Origin of the sequence: Streptococcus sp. HMSC078H12, assembly GCF_001814615.1 — a bacterium.
GTDB lineage: Bacteria > Bacillota > Bacilli > Lactobacillales > Streptococcaceae > Streptococcus > Streptococcus salivarius_F.
The window spans coordinates 98,999-118,674 of record NZ_KV817343.1; the positions used below are offsets into that span (position 1 = coordinate 98,999).

The 19,676-nt window shown below is 41.4% G+C and carries 18 protein-coding genes and 1 pseudogene; 16 read left to right on the forward strand and 3 right to left on the reverse strand.

Annotated features, from left to right (window positions below):
* Window positions 1-27 precede the first annotated feature (27 nt).
* From lepA to HMPREF2979_RS08280, 10 genes are all read left to right on the forward strand, one after another.
* Window positions 28-1,860 (forward strand): translation elongation factor 4, encoded by a 1,833-nt coding sequence (gene lepA / locus HMPREF2979_RS08235; protein WP_003092624.1) that lies wholly within the window; start codon window positions 28-30, stop codon window positions 1,858-1,860.
* Between the two features lie 47 nt (window positions 1,861-1,907).
* Window positions 1,908-3,287 carry a hypothetical protein gene (locus HMPREF2979_RS08240; protein ID WP_070656132.1) on the forward strand — a complete coding sequence of 460 codons (1,380 nt, stop codon included), beginning with the start codon at window positions 1,908-1,910 and terminating at the stop codon, window positions 3,285-3,287.
* Between the two features lie 98 nt (window positions 3,288-3,385).
* Complete coding sequence (locus tag HMPREF2979_RS08245) at window positions 3,386-3,727, forward strand: hypothetical protein (RefSeq protein WP_070656134.1); 342 nt, start codon at window positions 3,386-3,388, stop codon at window positions 3,725-3,727.
* Between the two features lie 213 nt (window positions 3,728-3,940).
* Entirely contained in the window at window positions 3,941-5,617 is a 1,677-nt protein-coding gene (gene alsS, locus HMPREF2979_RS08250) for an acetolactate synthase AlsS (protein ID WP_004182457.1), read from the forward strand.
* 15 nt (window positions 5,618-5,632) lie between these two features.
* Window positions 5,633-6,352, forward strand: a complete 720-nt coding sequence (gene budA / locus HMPREF2979_RS08255; RefSeq protein WP_002883899.1) for an acetolactate decarboxylase — start codon at window positions 5,633-5,635, stop codon at window positions 6,350-6,352.
* Window positions 6,353-6,513: 161 nt separating this feature from the next.
* The gene (locus HMPREF2979_RS08260) at window positions 6,514-6,963 is read left to right on the forward strand and encodes a MarR family winged helix-turn-helix transcriptional regulator (RefSeq protein WP_070656137.1); all 450 of its coding nucleotides are present in this window, start codon (window positions 6,514-6,516) and stop codon (window positions 6,961-6,963) included.
* Between the two features lie 18 nt (window positions 6,964-6,981).
* On the forward strand, window positions 6,982-7,836 hold the full coding sequence (locus HMPREF2979_RS08265) for an SDR family oxidoreductase (RefSeq protein ID WP_070656139.1): 855 nt from the start codon (window positions 6,982-6,984) through the stop codon (window positions 7,834-7,836).
* Window positions 7,829-8,557, forward strand: a complete 729-nt coding sequence (locus HMPREF2979_RS08270) for an ABC transporter ATP-binding protein (RefSeq protein ID WP_061652351.1) — start codon at window positions 7,829-7,831, stop codon at window positions 8,555-8,557. Before HMPREF2979_RS08265 ends, HMPREF2979_RS08270 begins: the two co-directional genes overlap by 8 nt.
* Window positions 8,550-10,070: an ABC transporter permease/substrate-binding protein gene (locus HMPREF2979_RS08275; protein WP_070656140.1), complete on the forward strand. Its 1,521-nt coding sequence runs from the start codon at window positions 8,550-8,552 to the stop codon at window positions 10,068-10,070. Before HMPREF2979_RS08270 ends, HMPREF2979_RS08275 begins: the two co-directional genes overlap by 8 nt.
* Before the next feature lie 93 nt (window positions 10,071-10,163).
* On the forward strand, window positions 10,164-10,610 hold the full coding sequence (locus HMPREF2979_RS08280; RefSeq protein ID WP_261787318.1) for an endonuclease III domain-containing protein: 447 nt from the start codon (window positions 10,164-10,166) through the stop codon (window positions 10,608-10,610).
* Between the two features lie 158 nt (window positions 10,611-10,768).
* Here the strand turns inward: HMPREF2979_RS08280 and HMPREF2979_RS08285 are convergent.
* The 3 genes and pseudogenes from HMPREF2979_RS08285 to HMPREF2979_RS08295 all read right to left on the reverse strand — a co-directional run.
* Window positions 10,769-11,000 (reverse strand): annotated as a pseudogene (locus HMPREF2979_RS08285) (IS3 family transposase); the annotation flags it as partial.
* Window positions 11,001-11,230: 230 nt separating this feature from the next.
* Window positions 11,231-13,894, reverse strand: coding sequence for an FtsX-like permease family protein (locus HMPREF2979_RS08290; protein ID WP_070656142.1), 2,664 nt, complete (start codon window positions 13,892-13,894; stop codon window positions 11,231-11,233).
* Between the two features lie 12 nt (window positions 13,895-13,906).
* Complete coding sequence (locus HMPREF2979_RS08295; RefSeq protein ID WP_070656144.1) at window positions 13,907-14,608, reverse strand: ABC transporter ATP-binding protein; 702 nt, start codon at window positions 14,606-14,608, stop codon at window positions 13,907-13,909.
* A gap of 229 nt (window positions 14,609-14,837) precedes the next feature.
* Between HMPREF2979_RS08295 and HMPREF2979_RS08300 the strand changes: the two genes are divergently transcribed.
* The 6 genes from HMPREF2979_RS08300 to HMPREF2979_RS08325 all read left to right on the forward strand — a co-directional run bounded on the left by HMPREF2979_RS08300 (window position 14,838) and on the right by HMPREF2979_RS08325 (window position 19,588).
* Window positions 14,838-15,383 (forward strand): TetR/AcrR family transcriptional regulator, encoded by a 546-nt coding sequence (locus HMPREF2979_RS08300; protein WP_070656147.1) that lies wholly within the window; start codon window positions 14,838-14,840, stop codon window positions 15,381-15,383.
* Between the two features lie 105 nt (window positions 15,384-15,488).
* Window positions 15,489-16,283 carry a PhzF family phenazine biosynthesis protein gene (locus HMPREF2979_RS08305; protein ID WP_070656150.1) on the forward strand — a complete coding sequence of 265 codons (795 nt, stop codon included), beginning with the start codon at window positions 15,489-15,491 and terminating at the stop codon, window positions 16,281-16,283.
* 312 nt (window positions 16,284-16,595) lie between these two features.
* The gene (locus tag HMPREF2979_RS08310; RefSeq protein ID WP_002884905.1) at window positions 16,596-17,198 is read left to right on the forward strand and encodes a membrane protein; all 603 of its coding nucleotides are present in this window, start codon (window positions 16,596-16,598) and stop codon (window positions 17,196-17,198) included.
* Complete coding sequence (locus tag HMPREF2979_RS08315; protein ID WP_186821188.1) at window positions 17,198-17,989, forward strand: energy-coupling factor transporter transmembrane component T; 792 nt, start codon at window positions 17,198-17,200, stop codon at window positions 17,987-17,989. Before HMPREF2979_RS08310 ends, HMPREF2979_RS08315 begins: the two co-directional genes overlap by 1 nt.
* Window positions 17,965-18,801: an ABC transporter ATP-binding protein gene (locus tag HMPREF2979_RS08320; protein ID WP_022496220.1), complete on the forward strand. Its 837-nt coding sequence runs from the start codon at window positions 17,965-17,967 to the stop codon at window positions 18,799-18,801. Before HMPREF2979_RS08315 ends, HMPREF2979_RS08320 begins: the two co-directional genes overlap by 25 nt.
* Window positions 18,788-19,588, forward strand: a complete 801-nt coding sequence (locus tag HMPREF2979_RS08325; protein ID WP_002884839.1) for an energy-coupling factor ABC transporter ATP-binding protein — start codon at window positions 18,788-18,790, stop codon at window positions 19,586-19,588. The genes HMPREF2979_RS08320 and HMPREF2979_RS08325 overlap by 14 nt, the downstream gene beginning before the upstream one ends.
* Window positions 19,589-19,676 lie beyond the last annotated feature (88 nt).

Below are 19,676 nucleotides of genomic sequence, written 5' to 3' on the forward strand. Positions count from 1 at the left end.
CACAAGTAAGAACTAGGAAAGATACAAATGCCAAATATTGAAGAATTAAAACAACGACAGGAGAAGATTCGTAACTTCTCTATTATTGCCCATATTGACCACGGTAAATCAACTCTTGCTGACCGTATTTTGGAAAAGACAGAGACAGTATCAAGTCGTGAGATGCAGGCGCAACTCCTTGATAGTATGGACCTCGAGCGTGAACGTGGAATCACTATTAAACTAAATGCCATTGAGCTTAACTATACAGCTAAAGATGGCGAAACATACATTTTCCACCTTATCGACACACCAGGACACGTGGACTTTACTTATGAGGTGTCACGTTCTCTTGCTGCCTGTGAGGGTGCCATCTTGGTGGTGGATGCAGCTCAAGGGATTGAAGCTCAAACTCTTGCCAATGTTTACTTGGCCCTTGATAATGACTTGGAAATCTTACCAGTTATCAATAAAATTGACCTTCCAGCTGCAGATCCTGAGCGTGTGCGTACAGAAGTTGAAGATGTTATTGGACTAGATGCTTCTGAAGCTGTGCTTGCATCAGCTAAGGCCGGTATTGGTATTGAAGAGATTCTCGAACAAATCGTTGAGAAAGTTCCTGCACCTCAAGGTGATGTTGAAGCGCCTCTTCAAGCCCTTATCTTTGACTCTGTTTACGATGCCTACCGTGGGGTTATCCTCCAAGTGCGTGTGGTTAACGGAATGGTTAAACCAGGCGATAAGATTCAAATGATGTCCAATGGCAAGACTTTTGATGTTACTGAGGTTGGTATCTTCACACCTAAAGCTGTTGGCCGTGACTACCTTGCGACTGGTGATGTTGGTTATATTGCAGCCTCAATTAAAACCGTTGCGGATACTCGTGTCGGTGATACAGTGACACTTGCGGATAATCCAGCTGCAGAGCCACTCCATGGCTATAAGCAAATGAACCCAATGGTGTTTGCAGGTCTTTACCCAATTGAGTCAAATAAATATAACGACTTGCGTGAAGCCCTTGAAAAACTCCAGTTGAACGATGCCAGTCTTCAATTTGAGCCTGAAACGTCTCAAGCCCTTGGTTTTGGTTTCCGTTGTGGTTTCTTGGGTCTTCTTCACATGGATGTTATCCAAGAACGTTTGGAACGTGAGTTTAACATTGACCTCATCATGACAGCACCATCGGTAGTTTACCATGTTAATACTACTGACGGTGAGATGCTTGAAGTGTCTAACCCATCTGAATTCCCAGATCCTACACGTATTGATGCTATTGAAGAACCTTATGTTAAAGCTCAAATTATGGTTCCTCAAGAATATGTTGGTGCGGTTATGGAGTTGGCACAACGTAAACGTGGTGATTTTGAAACCATGGAATACATTGATGATAATCGTGTGAACGTTATCTATCAAATTCCACTTGCCGAAATCGTCTTTGATTTCTTTGATAAATTGAAATCATCAACACGTGGTTATGCAAGCTTTGACTATGAATTGTCAGAATACCGCCGTTCACAATTGGTGAAAATGGATATTCTCCTTAATGGTGACAAGGTCGATGCCCTTAGCTTCATCGTTCACAAGGAATTTGCCTACGAGCGTGGAAAACTTATCGTTGATAAACTTAAGAAAATCATTCCACGTCAACAATTCGAAGTGCCTATCCAAGCGGCTATCGGTCAAAAAATCGTTGCCCGTACAGATATCAAAGCCCTTCGTAAAAACGTCTTGGCTAAGTGTTACGGTGGTGACGTTTCACGTAAACGTAAACTTCTCGAAAAACAAAAAGCCGGTAAGAAACGTATGAAAGCCATCGGTTCGGTTGAAGTCCCACAAGAAGCCTTCTTGTCAGTGCTTTCAATGGACGAAGATGAGAAATAAAAGTAATAGTCAGAATGTGATGTTCTGGCTATTTTTGTAAAAAAGTTATGATAAAGAAGATTTTAAGATTTCCCTTCTCGAAGCGTGGAAGGATTTATACTGCGACTCTACTCACACTTTTACTTTTAGGAAATGCTTATGTCAAACATAAATTTCATGAAAAAGCTGTAGAGGCATTACAGACTGCTTTAAAAACGGATAAGGTAACAGACAATGAGATTTTTGGTAGTCGCCATCAGTATATTGCCATTAGTCAGGAAGAACCCACTTACTATAATTCTGAAGATAACGTAGCTACTGAGATGATTGGTAGAAATCATTTTGTAAGGTATTACGATACCATGAGCAGTCTGCATCAAGCTCATTTAGTGGTTTATGATATTAACAAAGATTTCAAAAAGAAAATTATTAATTTGACTCCATATTTGAAGAAAGTCAAGGATTTTAAGGAAATCAAAGAGTTGACTGTGTCTTTAAGAACGATTGATGGTTATGATTATGTTTTCTTGAGGAATACTCGAAGCAACAAGCAATTCGCTTACAATTTGGATACGAACCAATTTTTAACTAGCAATTTACCAGATTATTCTTATAGTAAGGATGAATTGCTTTATTTTGGTGATAAGAGTTCTGCTCGAAATCAGATGAATGATAGCACCATGTGGGGATATTTAAAGAGAGAAGGAAACTTGGATGAGCTTTTAAGGAAGTCACCAGCCCCAAAGGAAAGCTATTTATCTGCTCAGCTAAACCTTATCATAGAAATTGATAATGTAGACACTTCCAAAGAGGAGAGTCAGATTAATCTATTTAATGACAATCCTGGAGTCAAGCATATTTACCAAGAAGCTGTAAATCAGACACCAACCAATAGTAATACAATAAAGAAATTTAAAGTATTGACCCGTCAAGGCAAGGAAGGAGATTTTCCAGCTGGTCCAACTGAGCCAGTGAAAAGGAAAGAACCTGATAAACCAAGTGAACCAAAGAAAGTCCCAGAATTAAATGTTTTTCCTGATTCTATTTTTCCTGTTAAAACCTTAAGTTTCAGCGAGATTCTTAACAAAAAGGCTCAACAAGACTTTCAGAAAGACTATCGAGCTTACGAAAAAGCACGTCAAAAAGTTCAAAAGGATTATGACAAGGACTATAATGCCTATAAAAAGCAATTAGCTCAATATGAGTCTTATAGAGATAGAGAATACGACAAACAATCGCAAATCTATTTTTCTCCTGAAGAGCAAACAAATGATATCTTACATTGGTTAGGGACAAATGGAGAAGATACGATTGTAGTTTCTGTAGAGGATAGTGCTGGTATTAAGAAAGATATCCATTCTTTTGCTGATATAAAGGATTGGGTGGATAAACATGATTATGATTCCACTATTAAGTCAGACTTTAGAGACTACAAAGGAAGTGACTAAGTATTCTTGAATGTCTATGTGGCTTCTACAAACCCTACACAAGCATTTTTCTCGGCTTTAGGCTATAATAGACAAAAAGGAATGTTGGGAGGGCCACTATGGATATCACAAGTTTTATTCCTAGTCAGCGACAGGTTATTCTGGAGCGTTTTCAGCAAGTGGAGGCCTTGGGCCTAGGGGCAATTCGTATTGAGTTGAAGGTTGCGAATCCTGTTGGCATCATCTATGAGTGCTACATTATGGCAGGGGAAAATTATTTTTCTGACCAAGCAGTGGTATCCTTCCGTATTCTTTACGAAAAGGACTTGGAACGCATTTCTTTGGATGTCGTTGACATTCCTGGTCGCTCAAGTTTGTCTAATTACCTCCAGCTACTAGAGATTTTTGAAGGCCTGCAAAATTATCTCAATCGAGAGTTTGCTAAGGTAAAAAATACATAAACATCTGATAGCAATCAGGTGTTTCTTTTTGTGCTGGAAGTTCAAAATTTCACAATCTTTTTTTCACAAGATTGTCTGAAAACTGTGCTATAATGATAACAGAATTGTGAAGTGACGAAAGTTTGTGAAAAAACGAGCAGACTTTGACACTTTGTGACTTATACTTGAAAGGAAAGTTGGCTCTATCATTTTAGGGCCAGAAGGACTGTGTTCATGTCAGAAGAAAAGCAATTGTATGGTGCGGATTTAGTGGTTGATAGTTTGATCAACCATGATGTTGATTATGTCTTTGGGATTCCAGGTGCAAAAATCGATAGAGTTTTTGATACCTTGGAAGATAAGGGACCTGAATTGATAGTTGCCCGTCATGAGCAAAATGCTGCTTTTATGGCTCAAGGTGTCGGACGTATTACAGGGAAACCTGGTGTAGTATTGGTAACATCTGGCCCAGGTGTCTCTAATTTGGCTACTGGTTTGGTAACAGCGACAGATGAAGGAGACCCTGTTCTTGCTATTGGTGGTCAGGTTAAGCGTGCAGATCTTTTGAAACGTGCCCACCAATCAATGAATAACGTTGCCATGCTTGAACCAATTACCAAGTATGCTGCTGAAGTACATGATGCTAACACCCTTTCTGAAACGGTAGCAAATGCCTATCGTCACGCTAAGTCAGGGAAACCAGGTGCAAGCTTTATTTCAATTCCTCAAGACGTGACTGATGCTCCGGTCAGTGTTAAGGCTATTAAGCCTATGACAGATCCAAAACTTGGTTCAGCATCTGTTTCTGATATTAACTATCTCGCACAAGCCATTAAAAATGCAGTGTTGCCAGTCTTTCTATTAGGGAATGGTGCCTCTTCAGAAGCCGTAACTTACTCTATTCGTCAAATTTTGAAGCATGTTAAATTGCCAGTTGTTGAAACTTTCCAAGGTGCTGGTATCGTGTCACGAGACCTTGAAGAAGATACTTTCTTTGGTCGTGTAGGTCTTTTCCGTAACCAACCGGGGGACATGTTGCTTAAGAAGTCTGACTTGATTATTGCTATTGGTTATGACCCAATTGAATATGAAGCGCGTAACTGGAATGCTGAAATTTCAGCCCGTATCATTGTAATTGACGTTGAACCTGCTGAGGTAGATACTTACTTCCAGCCAGAACGTGAGTTGATTGGTAATGTTGAAGCAACTTTAGATTTGCTCTTGCCAGCTATTCAGGGTTATAAATTACCTGAAGGATCAGTTGAATACCTTAAAGGGTTGAAGAATAACGTTGTTGAGGATGTTAAGTTTGATCGCCGACCTGAAGAAGGAAAGGTACATCCGCTAGATTTGATTGAAGTTTTGCAAGACCAAACCAAAGATGATATGACAGTCACCGTTGACGTTGGTAGTCACTATATTTGGATGGCTCGCTATTTCAAATCTTATGAACCACGTCATTTGCTTTTCTCAAATGGGATGCAAACTTTAGGGGTTGCTCTTCCGTGGGCCATCTCTGCAGCTTTGGTTCGTCCTAAGACAAAAGTCATTTCTGTTTCTGGTGACGGTGGTTTCCTCTTCTCAGCACAAGAATTGGAAACGGCAGTTCGTTTGAAATTGCCAATTGTTCATATTATCTGGAACGATGGCCATTACAATATGGTGGAATTCCAGGAAGAAATGAAGTACGGTCGTTCATCTGGGGTTGACTTTGGTCCTGTAGATTTTGTAAAATATGCTGAGAGCTTTGGAGCGAAAGGTTATCGTGCAACAAGTAAGGAAGAGTTTGCTAGCTTGCTTCAAGAAGCCTTGGCTCAAGCTGTAGATGGACCAGTCCTTATTGATGTTCCAATCGACTATAAAGATAATATTAAACTCGGCGAAACTATTTTGCCAGATGAATTTTACTAAAAAGAGGGTGTAGACATGTCTGAAGCCATAAAATTATTTCAATATAATACTTTGGGAGCCTTGATGGCTGGGCTTTATGGAGGTACTTTAACAGTTGGAGAATTGTTGGAGCATGGAGACTTAGGTCTCGGAACATTAGATTCTATCGATGGTGAGTTGATTGTTCTTGACGGTAAAGCCTATCAAGCCAAAGGGTCTGAGGGTAAGGTCGAAGTGGTAGAAGTTTCTCCTGATGAAAAAGTACCTTATGCAGCAGTCGTACCTCACCAAGCTGAAGTAATCTTCCGTCAACGTTATGAAATGACTGATAAAGAACTTGAGGATCGTATTGAATCTTATTATGATGGGGTCAATCTTTTCCGTTCTATCAAAATCAAAGGTCATTTTAAACATATGCACGTGCGCATGATTCCAAAATCAAATGCCGATATTAAGTTTGCTGATGTTGCCACACGCCAACCTGAGTACGAGGTAGATAATATTTCAGGTACTATCGTTGGTATTTGGACACCAGAAATGTTCCACGGTGTGAGTGTTGCTGGTTATCACCTCCATTTTATTTCAGACGACTTGACATTCGGTGGTCACGTTATGGACTTTGTTATTGAAAATGGTATTATCGAAGTTGGTCCAGTTGACCAACTCGACCAACGTTTCCCAGTTCAAGACCGTCAGTATCTTTTTGCTAAGTTCAATGTCGATGAGATGCGTGAAGATATTACTAAGGCTGAATAAGATTTTTTAAGACATCAAAAATCATAGAAAGAACTTTCCTAGATGATTAGGGAAGTTTTTTTGTTTTTTGAAGTTATTTCTATATCGAAATTGTTGACAGATGTAACAGGCGGTGGTACAATGACTTTAATATTTCGATATAGAAATAAAAAGGAGACAAAATGGACAAGATGCAAGGGGGCTACCAAGCTTTACAGATACGCTTATTGAACGGGCGACTTTTTCAAAAACTCTTGAGCAAGAAACCAAATGCTCAATACAGAAGTGAACAAGGAAAAATCTTAACAGTGCTTTGGCAAAAAGAAGATGGTCGAGCAACTGCGACAGATATCGCCCTTGCTTCAGGACTTGCCAACAATACCTTGACCAGTATGATTAAGAAATTAGTTGACCAGGGCTTGGTTACGATTGAACAGAGTGACCAGGACAAGCGCAAGAAGTTTGTGGTTTTGAATGAACTTGGCTGGGCGCAAAAAGAAATTGGAGACCGTGTCAGCGAAGAACTGGGAGAGATTTTCTACCAAGGATTTTCTGATCAAGAAATCCGAGAATTTGAAGCCTATCAAGAGCGTATTATCACAAATCTAAAAGCTAAAGAAAATGATATGTAGGGAAAGGGAGTAACAGTTATGATTGGAATAACAGGTGTAACAGGGAAATTAGGCTCTTATGTGGCTGATCTTGTCGATCAGCAAGGAATTTCTTCTATCCATCTGGCACGAAGTCCAGAGCGTGCAAAAGTTTATGCGTCTGCGAAAATCCGTAGAATGTCGTATACCAATACTCCAGAGGTGGTTGAGGCCTTAAAGGGAATCGATGTCTTATTGATGGTCTCTGCTCGGGAAAATCCAGAGCGTGTTGAGGAACACAAGGAGTTTTTAGATGCTGCAAAGCTAGCGGGGGTGCAGCATATTGTTTATACCTCCTTTTACGGAGCAGATGAAAAAGCAACCTTTACCTTGTCTCGAGATCATGCCCAGACGGAAGCCTATATCAAGAAGTTAGGATTCACCTATACATTTTTGAGAGATAATTTTTACTTGGACTTCTTTATTGATATTGCTCTTGAAAATGGAGAAATTCGTGGTCCGGCTGGCAGGGGCCGTGTGTCAGCTGTTGCCCGTAAGGACACTTCTAGGGTCGCAGCAGAGATTCTCTTAAACCCTAAGGAATGGGAAAATCAAACCTTGAATCTAACAGGACCAGAGGATCTTTGTATGGAAGAAATCGTAGAGCTTCTCTCAAAAGAGACCGGTAATGCCATCACGTATGTAGACGAATCGGTAGAAGAGGCCTATGAGTCACGGAAAAAATGGCCAGCACAAACTTGGGAGTACGATGCTTGGGTCAGTACCTATACAGCTATCAAAGTTGGGGAACAAGCTGGGGTTTTTACAGATGTCGAAAAAGTCTTAGGGCATCCAGCAAGTAGCTTATTGGATATTCTTAGAGACAGAAAACTTATTGAGGAAAAATATGATTGAATACAAACATGTAGCTTTGCGCTACACGGAAAAGGACATTTTAAAAGATGTCAATCTCCGTATTGAAAATGGAGAATTTATGGTTCTTGTGGGACCTTCAGGATCTGGTAAGACCACCATGATAAAGATGATTAACCGTCTTTTGGAGCCGACAGATGGCAATATCTATATGGATGGAAAACGCATTAAGGACTATGATGAACGGGAGTTACGTCTCAGCACCGGCTATGTCCTTCAAGCCATTGCCCTATTTCCTAACTTGACCGTTGCGGAAAATATTGCTCTCATTCCTGAGATGAAGGGCTGGAGCAAGGAGCAAATTGCTTCTAAAACAGAAGAACTCTTGGATAAGGTTGGCCTACCTGCTGCAGAGTATGCAAATCGCATGCCTAGTGAATTATCTGGTGGGGAGCAACAGCGGATTGGCATTGTCCGAGCTATCATTGGGGAACCAAAAATTCTATTGATGGACGAGCCCTTTTCAGCCTTGGATGCCATCTCTCGAAAACAATTACAAGAATTGACCAAGGCCTTACATAAAGAATTCGGCATGACGACCATCTTTGTAACACATGATACGGATGAGGCCTTAAAATTAGGGGATCGAATTGCAGTTTTGCAGGATGGAGAAATTCGCCAGGTGGCAGACCCTGAAACAATTTTACAAGCGCCTGCGACAGACTTTGTAGCAAACTTGTTTGGAGGTAGCCTTCATGTCTAATTTCATTTCAACCTTTCAAGAACGTTTTGGGGACTGGTTAACGGCCCTCGGACAGCACTTACAATTGTCTCTTTTGACCTTAATTATTGCAATTTTCCTTTCAATTCCTTTGGCCATTTATCTTAGTACGCGCGAACGTGCCAGTAATTGGGTCTTGCAACTCGCTGGTGTCTTTCAAACCATCCCTTCCATGGCCCTTCTAGGACTCTTTATCCCTATTATGGGAATTGGAACTCTTCCTGCTTTAACAGCTCTAGTCATTTATGCGATATTCCCAATTTTGCAAAATACTATTACAGGATTGCGTGGGATTGACCCTAGTTTGGAAGAAGCTGGGATTGCCTTTGGGATGACCAAGTGGGAACGCCTCAAGAAGTTCGAGATTCCACTGGCTATGCCTGTGGTGATGTCAGGGGTAAGGACTTCTGCGGTAATGATTATAGGGACAGCAACCTTGGCAGCCTTGATTGGGGCTGGAGGACTTGGTTCCTTTATCCTTCTAGGTATTGATCGAAGAAATTATAGCTTGATTCTGATTGGGGCCATTTCTTCAGCGGTTCTTGCTATTTTATTCAATATTGTTCTAAAATGGATGGAAAAAGCCAAGTTACGCACGATTTTTGCAGCTTTCGCTATTATGGTGCTTGGTTTGGGAGCAAGTTACGCACCAAGTATGATGCCTCAGAAAGAGAAAGAAAATTTAGTCATAGCCGGTAAATTGGGACCTGAACCAGAGATTCTCATGAATATGTACAAGCTTCTCATTGAGGAGAATAGTGACATGACGGTGACGGTTAAGCCTAACTTTGGGAAGACAGATTTCCTTTATCAAGCGCTTAAAAAGGGTGATATTGATATCTATCCAGAATTTACAGGGACCATTACAAGCTCTCTCTTGCAGCCAGCTCCTAAAGTCAGCAACGACTCCAAAGAAGTTTTCGAGGTCGCGCGTGATGGTATAAAGAAACAAGATAGTCTAGCTTTGCTCAAACCCATGGCTTATCAAAACACCTATGCAATTGCTGTTCCGAAAAGTATTGCGAAAGAGTATCATCTGAAGACGATTTCTGATCTCAAGAAAGTTCAGGACAAGCTCAAAGCTGGTTTCACGTTGGAATTTAACGACCGTGAGGACGGAAACAAAGGACTTCAATCAGTTTATGGACTAAATCTTAATGTAGCTACCATGGAGCCGGCACTTCGCTATGAGGCAATCCAACAAGGCAACATCCAAATAACAGATGCCTATTCAACAGACCCAGAAATTGCTCAATATGATTTAGTTGTTCTAGAGGATGACCAACACCTCTTCCCACCTTACCAAGGAGCACCCCTCATGAAAGAAGCTCTTCTTAAGAAACATCCAGAATTGGAAGGTATTCTTAATAAGTTATCTGGTAAAATCACAGAGAGCCAAATGAGCCAAATGAACTACCAAGTGGGAGTAGAAGGAAAACCTGCTGCTCAAGTAGCGCGTGACTTTTTGGTCAAACAGGGATTATTGAAGAAATGATCAAGCAAGAAAAAAATACAAGAAACTCTTCTGCGACTCTGTGAGCACTATGGAGAACAAAATTGGTGGCAATCGGATAATAAGATTGAAGACTTGGTATCGACCATTCTGATCCAGCGAACAACAGAGAAGAATGCTAAGTTGGCTTTAGCTGGTCTTATGGATGTCATGACAGTAGAGGAAATCCTGGCTTTACCGCTAGAAGAGTTACAGGAACGTATTCGACCTGCTGGATTTTTTAAGCAAAAATCTCAAACGATTAGGGGACTTCTGATCTGGTTAAGAGAAGTTGGTGGTTTTGAGGTTCTGTCCAAGATTGGAACAGAAGAGTTACGGAAGCAACTTTTGGAGTTAAAAGGGATTGGACCAGAGACTGCAGATGCACTTTTACTTTATCTTTTTGATCGTCCAGTTTTTATTTCTGATGAATATGCGAGAAGACTCTTTCGACGCTTAGGATTTGGAAACTTTGATACCTATAATGAAATGCATGCTGTTTATGGTAACGTTTTGGAAGGCCTCACTCTCAAGCAGTGCTAGGAGATTCATGCAGTCATTGACGAACATGGGAAAGCTTTTAGCAAAAGTAAAGGCCAGTTAGACGAAAGTTGGTTACGATAAAAAAGAGCCTGGGACAGTAGTCCTTTGACTCCACAAAAGAAACGGATTTTGTACTAACCTAAAGTTAGACAATTTATTTAAGCAAAGGATTTAGTTCTGTATTGCACAGGACTAAGTCCTTTTTGTTTTATCTTAATGCGGTTTGTTGTTGTAATAATCAACACAGTCTACACTAGCTTGTTCCAATTTCCCAAGTGACTTAAACGTCTTCTCATGACCATAAAACATCTCAGACTTCAGAATGCCAAAGAAGGATTCCATCATGCCGTTATCTGGACTATTGTATTTACATGACATAGATGACTGGAGTATAAGAGTCATCCAAAAGTATGTGCCTCCTTGTTCACTATCAAAAGATTGGTGAAATGAATAGCGAATATCTCTTTTTTTTGCTCCAAATCAGATTTTTGGATGGAAATACCAGATGATAAAGTAAATCATTTCGAAAATAAAAAAGACAAACGCCCACAATGACGTTTGTCTAGAACAGGGAAGTTATCCTTGTACTTTAGCTCTACTTTATTAGCTTAAATCGTATGTTACTCAACAGATTTTAGGGCTTCGAGCATGTTGACTTTCTTAAGGTGTTGGTTCACAAAGATACCGAGACCTGTCAGAATGACAATAACTACAAGTGTTGGAATAGCATAGATGAGCCAGCCCAGGCTTGGATTGAACATGATATTTTCAGGAGGGATAACCTCTACCATGTATTGATGCAATCCCAAACCAAGTCCGAATCCAACCAAGATACCAATAATAGAGAGATAAATGGTTTCTCGGTAGATGTAGAATGTCACTTCTTTGTCAAAGAAGCCTAGAACCTTAATGGTTGATAACTCACGGATACGTTCTGCCACATTGATATTTGTCAAATTAAAGAGAACAACTAAAGCAAGAAGAACAGAAATCCCAATCAATACTGCCATAACACGGCTAAGGGAGTTGACGATGGTCTTGATTTGTGCCTTTAGAGTAGTATTTTGAACAACACCTTTGACACCATCAAGCTCCATAAATTGACTGGCTGTTTGCTCAACGTTTTTGTCTGAGTGATTCTTCAGTGTCAGAATAGTAGCATTTTGGCTCGCCTCTTTACCAAAAGCATTTCTGTAAGTAGTTTCATTCATAAAGATGAAGTGACCCATATACATTTCAGAAATACCAGCAACTTTGAGTTTGATATCCTTGTCTTGACTATTTTGAACGGTTAACTCATCTCCTACAGAAACGCCAGCTAAGTCTGCCAATTTCTCAGAAATAATAATCCCTTTGTCGGTCAATTCGAGTTTTTGACCAGTTTCACGATTATTGAGCTTGATGTAATGTTGTAGAGTTTCTTGATCCTTGTCTTTGACCACAAGGGTTGTGATATCTTGACGATCGTTATTAGTTCCTGCCTCTTTCGAAAGCATTTCGTAATGAATAGAAAGATGTTCCTTGACCTTGCTATCGTTAATTAATTTTTGGATGTTTTCCTTTTCCTGCTCATTCAGGTGATCCTTATTTGCGACAATCATATCATAACGAATGATGTTAGGGAATTGGCGTGTGTTAAGGTCTCCGATAGATGAACGAATACCGAGTCCCGCAAAGAGAAGTGCGATGGAACCGCAGACACCAAAAATGGTCATGAACATCCGTTGCTTGTAGCGGAAAATATTACGGGCAGTGACTTTTTGTGTAAAGCTCATCCGGTTCCAAAGCGGGGTGATGCGCTCCAGAAGAATTTTAGAACCAGATGTTGGAGGTTTTGGAAGAAGAAGTTGGGCTGGTTTTTCACCTAATTCGCGCTTGGCTACCATAAAGGCAGGAAGAACTGTGGACAAAAGACCAAGCACAATTGCTAGAAGAGTCTTAAACGGATAGAAGTGTAACTCAATCGGTGCGAGCAGGATCCGTTCTTTAAAGCTATTGTAAATGATGGATGGAAGGAGAATATGTCCAGCAGCAACCCCAATAGCAGTACCAATCATGCTCGTCACAAATCCATAAATGATAAATTTACGGATGATGTCCTTGTTTTGGTAACCGAGAGCTTTGAATGTCCCTGCCTTAATCCGTTCTTCCTCGACGAAGCGTCCCATCGTGACGAAGGTTACCAAGGCAGCAATAAAGTAGAGGATAACAGGGAAGATATTACTGAGGTTCTGAAAAACAGAAGCGTTGGTCTCGTAGGAAACGTACCCTTCTGACCAAGGAGCTTCACGACGTGTGTAGACATCGTAGCTTGGTTCAGTAATGCTATCGATTTTTTCTTGAGCTTCCTTTATTTGCTCCTTCTTTTCAGCTATTTCATCTTGTGCTTGTGTCAATTGTCCCTGGACAAGAGGATTCTTATCCTGACCGCTCGCTTTTGCTTGTTCTAGTTTCTTGTTAAGTTCAGTCTCTGCCGTTTGAAGTTGACTTGTTTGTTGGTCAATCTTAGCCTGTGGATCAGCTTTTAATTCTTTCAAACGGTTAGCAGGTTGATTTTTTACTAATTTTTCGAGCTCATTTTCGTGTTTGGAAACCTTGTCAGTGTAATCCTGGGTATAGGGGTTAGCACTATGGACGTCTTTGTAAGCTAAGCGTGCAATCATGTAGACGTCGGAATCAAAACTAGATTTAGGAACTACCGCATAACCATTGAGTTCCCCACTACCAGCTGTCGATGAACCGAGGTCAACACTTGATAAGATTTCAGATGACTGAACAAAGCCAGTGATGGTAAAGGTGTGTTCTTTTAAGACATCCTTACCATTGTCACCCTCTTTTTCAGAAAACGAGATCTTGTCACCAATCTTATATTTGTCTTGATAGACTGAAGAAAGAGCAATTTCACCTTGCTTACTTGGAAGTTTTCCTTTTACAACCTCATAAGTTGAGATATCTTTTGGTTTTGATAATAGTCGAAAGGCATCAGTGGAATCTTTCAGAACGACATCTTTAAAGTAACCGTACTCAATGTTTGCCTCTGAAGAGACTTGATTTAGGAGGTCTTGATCCGACTGGTTAAGTCCATAGCTACCAGTAACTGTGAGGTCAGCAGTTTGGTGTTTAGTGAAATAGCTTGTTCCCGTGTGTTGCATATCTGGGGTTGTCACCTTTAGACCCACAAGAGCGAAAGAACCCAAGGCCATGAGTGAAGCAATAGAAACCACCCGTCCTTTAGAACTAGAGAAAGACTTTCTCACGTCCTTCCAATAAGTTTTACGATTCATGAGACATCCTTTCTAGTACTCGAGGCTATCAATATCTTGTGGATGGGCATTGAGTTCAATACTTTGAACACGCGCATCATGCATATGAATCACACGATCAGCAATCGGGGCAAGCGCCCCGTTGTGAGTGACAATGATAACAGTAGCTCCTTCATTGCGAGCCTTATCTTGGAGAATCTTCAAGACCTGTTTTCCAGTATTGTAATCCAGGGCTCCTGTAGGTTCGTCACAGAGGAGAATTTTAGGATTTTTTGCGACGGCGCGAGCGATAGCTACCCGTTGTTGTTCACCACCAGACAATTGTGCAGGGAAGTTGTTGATGCGTTTCCCAAGACCAACATCAATCAAAGTTTGTTCCGCATCTTTAGCATCCGCGACAATTTCAGAAGCCAACTCTACATTTTCTTTGGCTGTTAAGTTTGAGACCAAGTTATAGAATTGAAAGACGAATCCGACATCGTTTCTACGATAAGCTGTTAATTGTTTCGCATTATAATTGGAGATGTCTTTCCCATCGATGATGACCTTTCCTTCATCATTGGTATCCATACCACCAAGAATATTGAGAACAGTTGATTTTCCTGCCCCAGAAGAACCGAGTATAATCACTAACTCCCCTTTTTCGATCTCGAATGTGATATCATTGTTTGCGATGATTTCCACATCACCTGTTTTATACCGTTTGTAACTATGTTTCATTTCAATATACGCCATGTGTATTTGTCTCCTTTAAAAGTTATCGGCTGCTAAAACAACAACCTGTTGAATGATTACGAACGTTATTTTATGATTTTTTAAATACGATTGCTACAACACAAATCAACAATGTGTTGAAATAAGGATGTGGAAGTTGTATTAATCAATGAAAATACTTGATGATAGTTGACAATTTCAAAAATCAAGATATACTTTAATCAACAATTTGTAGAAACAAGGGGTTCGTATGCAGCAGAGACAAACGACAACTAAGTCAGATATAAAAGAAGCCTTCATTCAGCTGTTAGCTACAAGAAGCTTAGAGGACATTACGATTAGTCAGTTAACCAAAAAAGCGGGTGTTAACCGCTCGACATTTTATCTGCACTACCTTGATAAACAGGATTTTTTAGAGCAGTTAAAGGAAGAAACCTTGACGACTGTTCGCATGATCTTAAGGAAAGAAACCTTTCATCCCAAAGAAGCGTTGGAATCCATCTTGTCTCATTTTCAAGAGAACAGTGCTTTTTTTGTTGAAATTGCAAAAAATCCAAGCTTTCGTTTTGCAGATAACATTCGTTCTTTTATTTTGGGTATGATTGAGTCAACGCCACGTTCTCGACCAGTCATTGTGGCAGCTTATCAAATGCCAGAGCGCTATGCTATTACCATGTATGTTTCTGGTTTGACAGGACTTATTGTCGATTGGATTATCAATGGGACTCAAGAAAGCCCACAACAATTGACCAAAATTATACTAGGTTCTCCAGGAATGGAGTGGTTTCAGGGGTAAGGTGTAGATGGACAAGAAATAATTTAATTTGATACTTTACTAAATTTTCTACACTCACTTGTAGTTTTAAAACAAGGTTAACAATTTAAGGAGCTGAACTTATCAATGAATCACTATACCATCCCACAATTTATCGTCGATGCTTTTACAGATACTGTTTTCAAAGGGAACCCGGCGGCTGTTTGCCTTTTGGATAAATGGCTGTCAAATGATACCTTACAGAATATCGCTAAAGAAAATAATCTTTCTGAGACAGCTTTTACGGTTAAAAATGATAATCACTACGAATTACGTTGGTTTACTCCCGGCGGAGAAATCGATTTGTGCGGACATGCAACCTTGGCAACGGCTTTTGTTCTTTTTAGATTTTTTGAAAAGGATGCTGAAAGTCTAACTTTTGCAACACAGAGTGGGGAACTTTTAGTTACCCAAAAAGATGAGTACTATGAGCTGAATTTTCCAGCATACTCCATGCAACAGGTTGCAGTCACAAATGAGATGGAAGAAGCAATCGGGATCCGTCCGCTTGAAGCATGGCTTGGAAGAGATCTAGTTTGTATCTTGCCACATGAAAATGATGTCATCAATGCAAGTCCAGATTTTGATAAAGTAAAAGCTTTAGATGGGCTTCTCCTGAATATCACTGCCAAAGGAAGCAAGTATGATACTGTGACGCGAAGTTTCGCTCCAAAATTATCAGTCAAGGAAGATCCGGTCTGTGGCTCAGGACACTGTCATGTCATTCCTTTGTGGGCTAATAAGTTGGCACAAGCAGAATTTAGGGCCTACCAAGCCTCTGAAAGGAGTGGACTGCTCTATTGTCGTCTAGCAGGAGATAGGATTTACCTTGCAGGTAAAGCTGCCCTTTATAGTCGTGGTGAAATCTATGTCTTGGACTAAATTTTGTTCAATGACAACAGCGTAGAAGTAATAGTAATTTAAACAAAATACCAGTCGAAAGATGTCTAGCTCTGCTAGGCATTTTAAATTTTCCAATATTATTTGAAGAATTTTCAGAAAAGACTTGACAATTTTGAAAATAAGCGTATGATAAGACTAAGAACTTTTAAAAATAGTAATTTTACTATATTAACTCATGTCGACTACGGATGGTATGGTAAAGTGACTATATGGTTCTAATAACTATTCTATAGAGCGTTGCGTCCGAAAGTCATTCCTGACACGGCTCTTTAAAAACAAAAGGAGAAGATTATGAAAACAGAACCGATTCATCGTACCAGTATGTGGAAATTTAAGTTAAGTGCTGCCACCATGACTTTGATTCCCGCTGCCGTGGGGATTAACTATGTTGCCAAAGCCTTGGCGGAGGGGTTAAAGTTGCCCGTTTGGCTGGGGTCTTTGGGAACCTTTCTTGCCAGCATGTTGGCTGGGCCGGTTGCCGGTGCCATCAGTGGTTTCATCAACAACGTGATCTATGGGCTGACCTTATCGCCAATTTCAACCGTGTATGCGATTACCAGCATCGGAATTGGGATTGCTGTCGGAGTTTTGCACGCCAATGGGTGGTTCTCGTCAGCGCGACGAGTATTTGTTTCTGCTATTATTATTGCCTTCGTTTCAGCTGTCATTTCAACGCCACTCAACGTCATCTTTTGGGGTGGTCAGACCGGTATCGCTTGGGGTGACTCATTGTTTGCGGTAATGGTCGCCAATCATGCACCAGTGTGGCTGGCCTCATTTACCGATGAGTTTGTCTTGGATATTTTGGATAAAGTCTGCGTGGCCTACCTCGCATTCTTCATCTATCGTCAGCTGCCGAAGCGGATGGTGCACTTCTTTAGCGGTGATAAATGATGACTGATCAAACATTGATTTCTGGAGCGCCACGGGTCAAGCTCAAGTGGTACCAGGTGATCGATCCGATTACTAAGCTCTTGTTCATCTTGGACATGACGTTGTTGAGCTTTGCCAGTATGAATTTATTGCTTCAGGCCGGATTAATTCTTGTCGCAACACTGCTATTGTTATTTTCCAAATTGAGTTCTACCATCTTTAAGGCGCTGGGATTCAGCCTGTTTCTGATTTGCACCATGCTGATCATCCAGGGGTTATTTTACAGTCGGAATCAAACTGTGCTGTTTTCTGTGCTTGGGGTGTCGTTCTACAAAGAAGGCCTGATTTACGCCACCACTCTGGGTTGTCGAGTATTGGTGATTATTTTGACCAGTGGCTTTTTTATGGTGACCACGAGTATTTCAGAAAACGCGGCCTATTTGGAACTGTCCGGATTGTCTTATAAAACCGTCTACGTTCTGATGTCGGTGTGTTATATTTTGCCGGAAATGATGCGCAATATGCGGAAAATCCAGCAGGCACAAAAAGTTCGCGGAATCAATCCGCAAAAAACGTTGATTCAGAAATTAAAGTCAGTCCTGCCGGTTCTAATTCCATTGGTGATTAAGACCTTGGATCAATCGATGACGCGGTCGATTTCTCTCCAACTGAGAGGTTTTGATAATCTCAACCGGACTGTCAGAACCTCCCAGCGCGTGTATCGCCTGTCGCGGACGTTGCACATTGGTCTGACTGGATTGGCAATTTTATTGATTGGGTGGAAGATATGGACGAAGATAAACGGATTGTAATTGAAAATTTGACTACCCGTTATCCGGGTACTGAGCAACCACAACTGCGTCAGATTAACGCGGAGGTTCATACCGGCCAGGTGGTTGGGATTATCGGGAATAGCCACTCCGGCAAATCGACTTTGTGCCATGTGCTAGCAGGGGTCATTCCCAAAATTATGTCTGCTGAGATTGAGGGCGACTGGCACATGTTTGGCCAGCGAGTGTCCGACAATTGGCCCGTTTATAATGCCATGAATGGAGTTGTACTGCAAAATCCAGCTGGCCAACTAAGCGGGTTGGCAGACACGGTTGCCGATGAAATCGCCTTTGACTTGATTAATCAGGGAATGGCTGAAGGACTGATTCAAAAACGGGTTGAAGAAGTTGCCACGCAAATGGGGCTGATTGAACAGCTGAATTTGCGTCCCGAGAGCCTTTCCGGTGGTCAGAGCCAGCGGTTGGCAATTGCCACGGCGATTGCGGCTAACCCGGCTGTTTTGATTATGGATGATCCGACCAGTCAGATGGATCCCCTTGGCCGCCGACAATTTTTTCAATGGCTGGCCCAAGTCAAAGAGACGACTGTCTTCATTGTCACCAGTGAAATTGACGATTTGTGCGAAGTCGCCGACGTTGTGTGGGTGCTGCACGAGGGTCAAATGGTAGCCCAGGGCAGGCCGGGTGAGGTGTTTAATCATTTGGCAGCTGACTGGCAGATTCCAGCCCCGACAATCCAGCAACTTGCTCAAAAAATGGATTGGCACTTGGCTGATGGCCGGTATCCGGTGAATTACGCTGATCTGAAGGAGGTTCGTTATGTCCACAATTGAACTGAACAACCTGACGTTCACTTATCCGGAACGGTCCTTTAGCTTGGATGTTGAAGACAAACACTTCGCCGATCCGATGGTGGCGATTGTCGGCCAAAATGGTGCCGGCAAATCAACGCTCTTCAAATTGTTGACGGGCTTGCTGACACCACAAACCGGTGTCATTAAGATCGATGGAGAAAATTTTAATGATCTTAAACCAGTCGAAAAGTTACTGAAGGTTGGGATTACTTTTCAGAATCCTGACGATCAGCTTTTCAATTCGACCGTTCAACGAGAGGTGGAGTGGAGTGTCGCGCAGGTCATGGATGACCACGACACGATTACGAGGCGGGCTTTAGCGGCTCTAAAAAGAGTTGGCTTAGATGATAAAACAGCTGAAAGTCCATATGACCTGTCATTGTCGGAACGCAAGCTGTTGAGCGTTGCCACAGTTTTGGCAGTGGATCCGGCGATTTATTTATTTGATGAGCCGATGATGTCGCTTGATTGGGAAAGCCGGCGCAAGTTGACCGCAATTTTCCATCAGTTGGCTGATTCGGGCCACCAAGTTGTGACCATCACCCATGACATGGATTGGGTCGCCGCCGAGTTTGAGTCGGTGTATGTTATGGAACACGGGAAGTTTGGCTTCGCCGGCAGTCCACGGGAATTGTTCAGCGATCACGAACTTGTCCAGCGAGTGGGATTACTACCACCGCGGATTATGGACATAGCGGAGTCGTTGGGTGATTCACAGACATATTTATCGGTTAATGATTATTGCCAGAAAAATCGAGATGTATAGAAAAAGTCACCTCTGCGGGTTTTCCAGGTTGAAGGATTAACTTCAACTTCTGGCAAGAACTCACATGGGTGACTTTTGTGTTTAATAG

What these genes read in the sequence shown, in the direction of transcription:
- lepA (WP_003092624.1), top strand. Translation starts at nt 28, where the DNA reads ATGCCAAATATTGAAGAATTAAAACAACGACAGGAGAAGATTCGTAAC.
- HMPREF2979_RS08240 (WP_070656132.1), top strand. Translation starts at nt 1,908, where the DNA reads ATGATAAAGAAGATTTTAAGATTTCCCTTCTCGAAGCGTGGAAGGATT.
- HMPREF2979_RS08245 (WP_070656134.1), top strand. Translation starts at nt 3,386, where the DNA reads ATGGATATCACAAGTTTTATTCCTAGTCAGCGACAGGTTATTCTGGAG.
- alsS (WP_004182457.1), top strand. Translation starts at nt 3,941, where the DNA reads ATGTCAGAAGAAAAGCAATTGTATGGTGCGGATTTAGTGGTTGATAGT.
- budA (WP_002883899.1), top strand. Translation starts at nt 5,633, where the DNA reads ATGTCTGAAGCCATAAAATTATTTCAATATAATACTTTGGGAGCCTTG.
- HMPREF2979_RS08260 (WP_070656137.1), top strand. Translation starts at nt 6,514, where the DNA reads ATGGACAAGATGCAAGGGGGCTACCAAGCTTTACAGATACGCTTATTG.
- HMPREF2979_RS08265 (WP_070656139.1), top strand. Translation starts at nt 6,982, where the DNA reads ATGATTGGAATAACAGGTGTAACAGGGAAATTAGGCTCTTATGTGGCT.
- HMPREF2979_RS08270 (WP_061652351.1), top strand. Translation starts at nt 7,829, where the DNA reads ATGATTGAATACAAACATGTAGCTTTGCGCTACACGGAAAAGGACATT.
- HMPREF2979_RS08275 (WP_070656140.1), top strand. Translation starts at nt 8,550, where the DNA reads ATGTCTAATTTCATTTCAACCTTTCAAGAACGTTTTGGGGACTGGTTA.
- HMPREF2979_RS08290 (WP_070656142.1), bottom strand. Translation starts at nt 13,894, where the DNA reads ATGAATCGTAAAACTTATTGGAAGGACGTGAGAAAGTCTTTCTCTAGT.
- HMPREF2979_RS08295 (WP_070656144.1), bottom strand. Translation starts at nt 14,608, where the DNA reads ATGGCGTATATTGAAATGAAACATAGTTACAAACGGTATAAAACAGGT.
- HMPREF2979_RS08300 (WP_070656147.1), top strand. Translation starts at nt 14,838, where the DNA reads ATGCAGCAGAGACAAACGACAACTAAGTCAGATATAAAAGAAGCCTTC.
- HMPREF2979_RS08305 (WP_070656150.1), top strand. Translation starts at nt 15,489, where the DNA reads ATGAATCACTATACCATCCCACAATTTATCGTCGATGCTTTTACAGAT.
- HMPREF2979_RS08310 (WP_002884905.1), top strand. Translation starts at nt 16,596, where the DNA reads ATGAAAACAGAACCGATTCATCGTACCAGTATGTGGAAATTTAAGTTA.
- HMPREF2979_RS08315 (WP_186821188.1), top strand. Translation starts at nt 17,198, where the DNA reads ATGACTGATCAAACATTGATTTCTGGAGCGCCACGGGTCAAGCTCAAG.
- HMPREF2979_RS08320 (WP_022496220.1), top strand. Translation starts at nt 17,965, where the DNA reads ATGGACGAAGATAAACGGATTGTAATTGAAAATTTGACTACCCGTTAT.
- HMPREF2979_RS08325 (WP_002884839.1), top strand. Translation starts at nt 18,788, where the DNA reads ATGTCCACAATTGAACTGAACAACCTGACGTTCACTTATCCGGAACGG.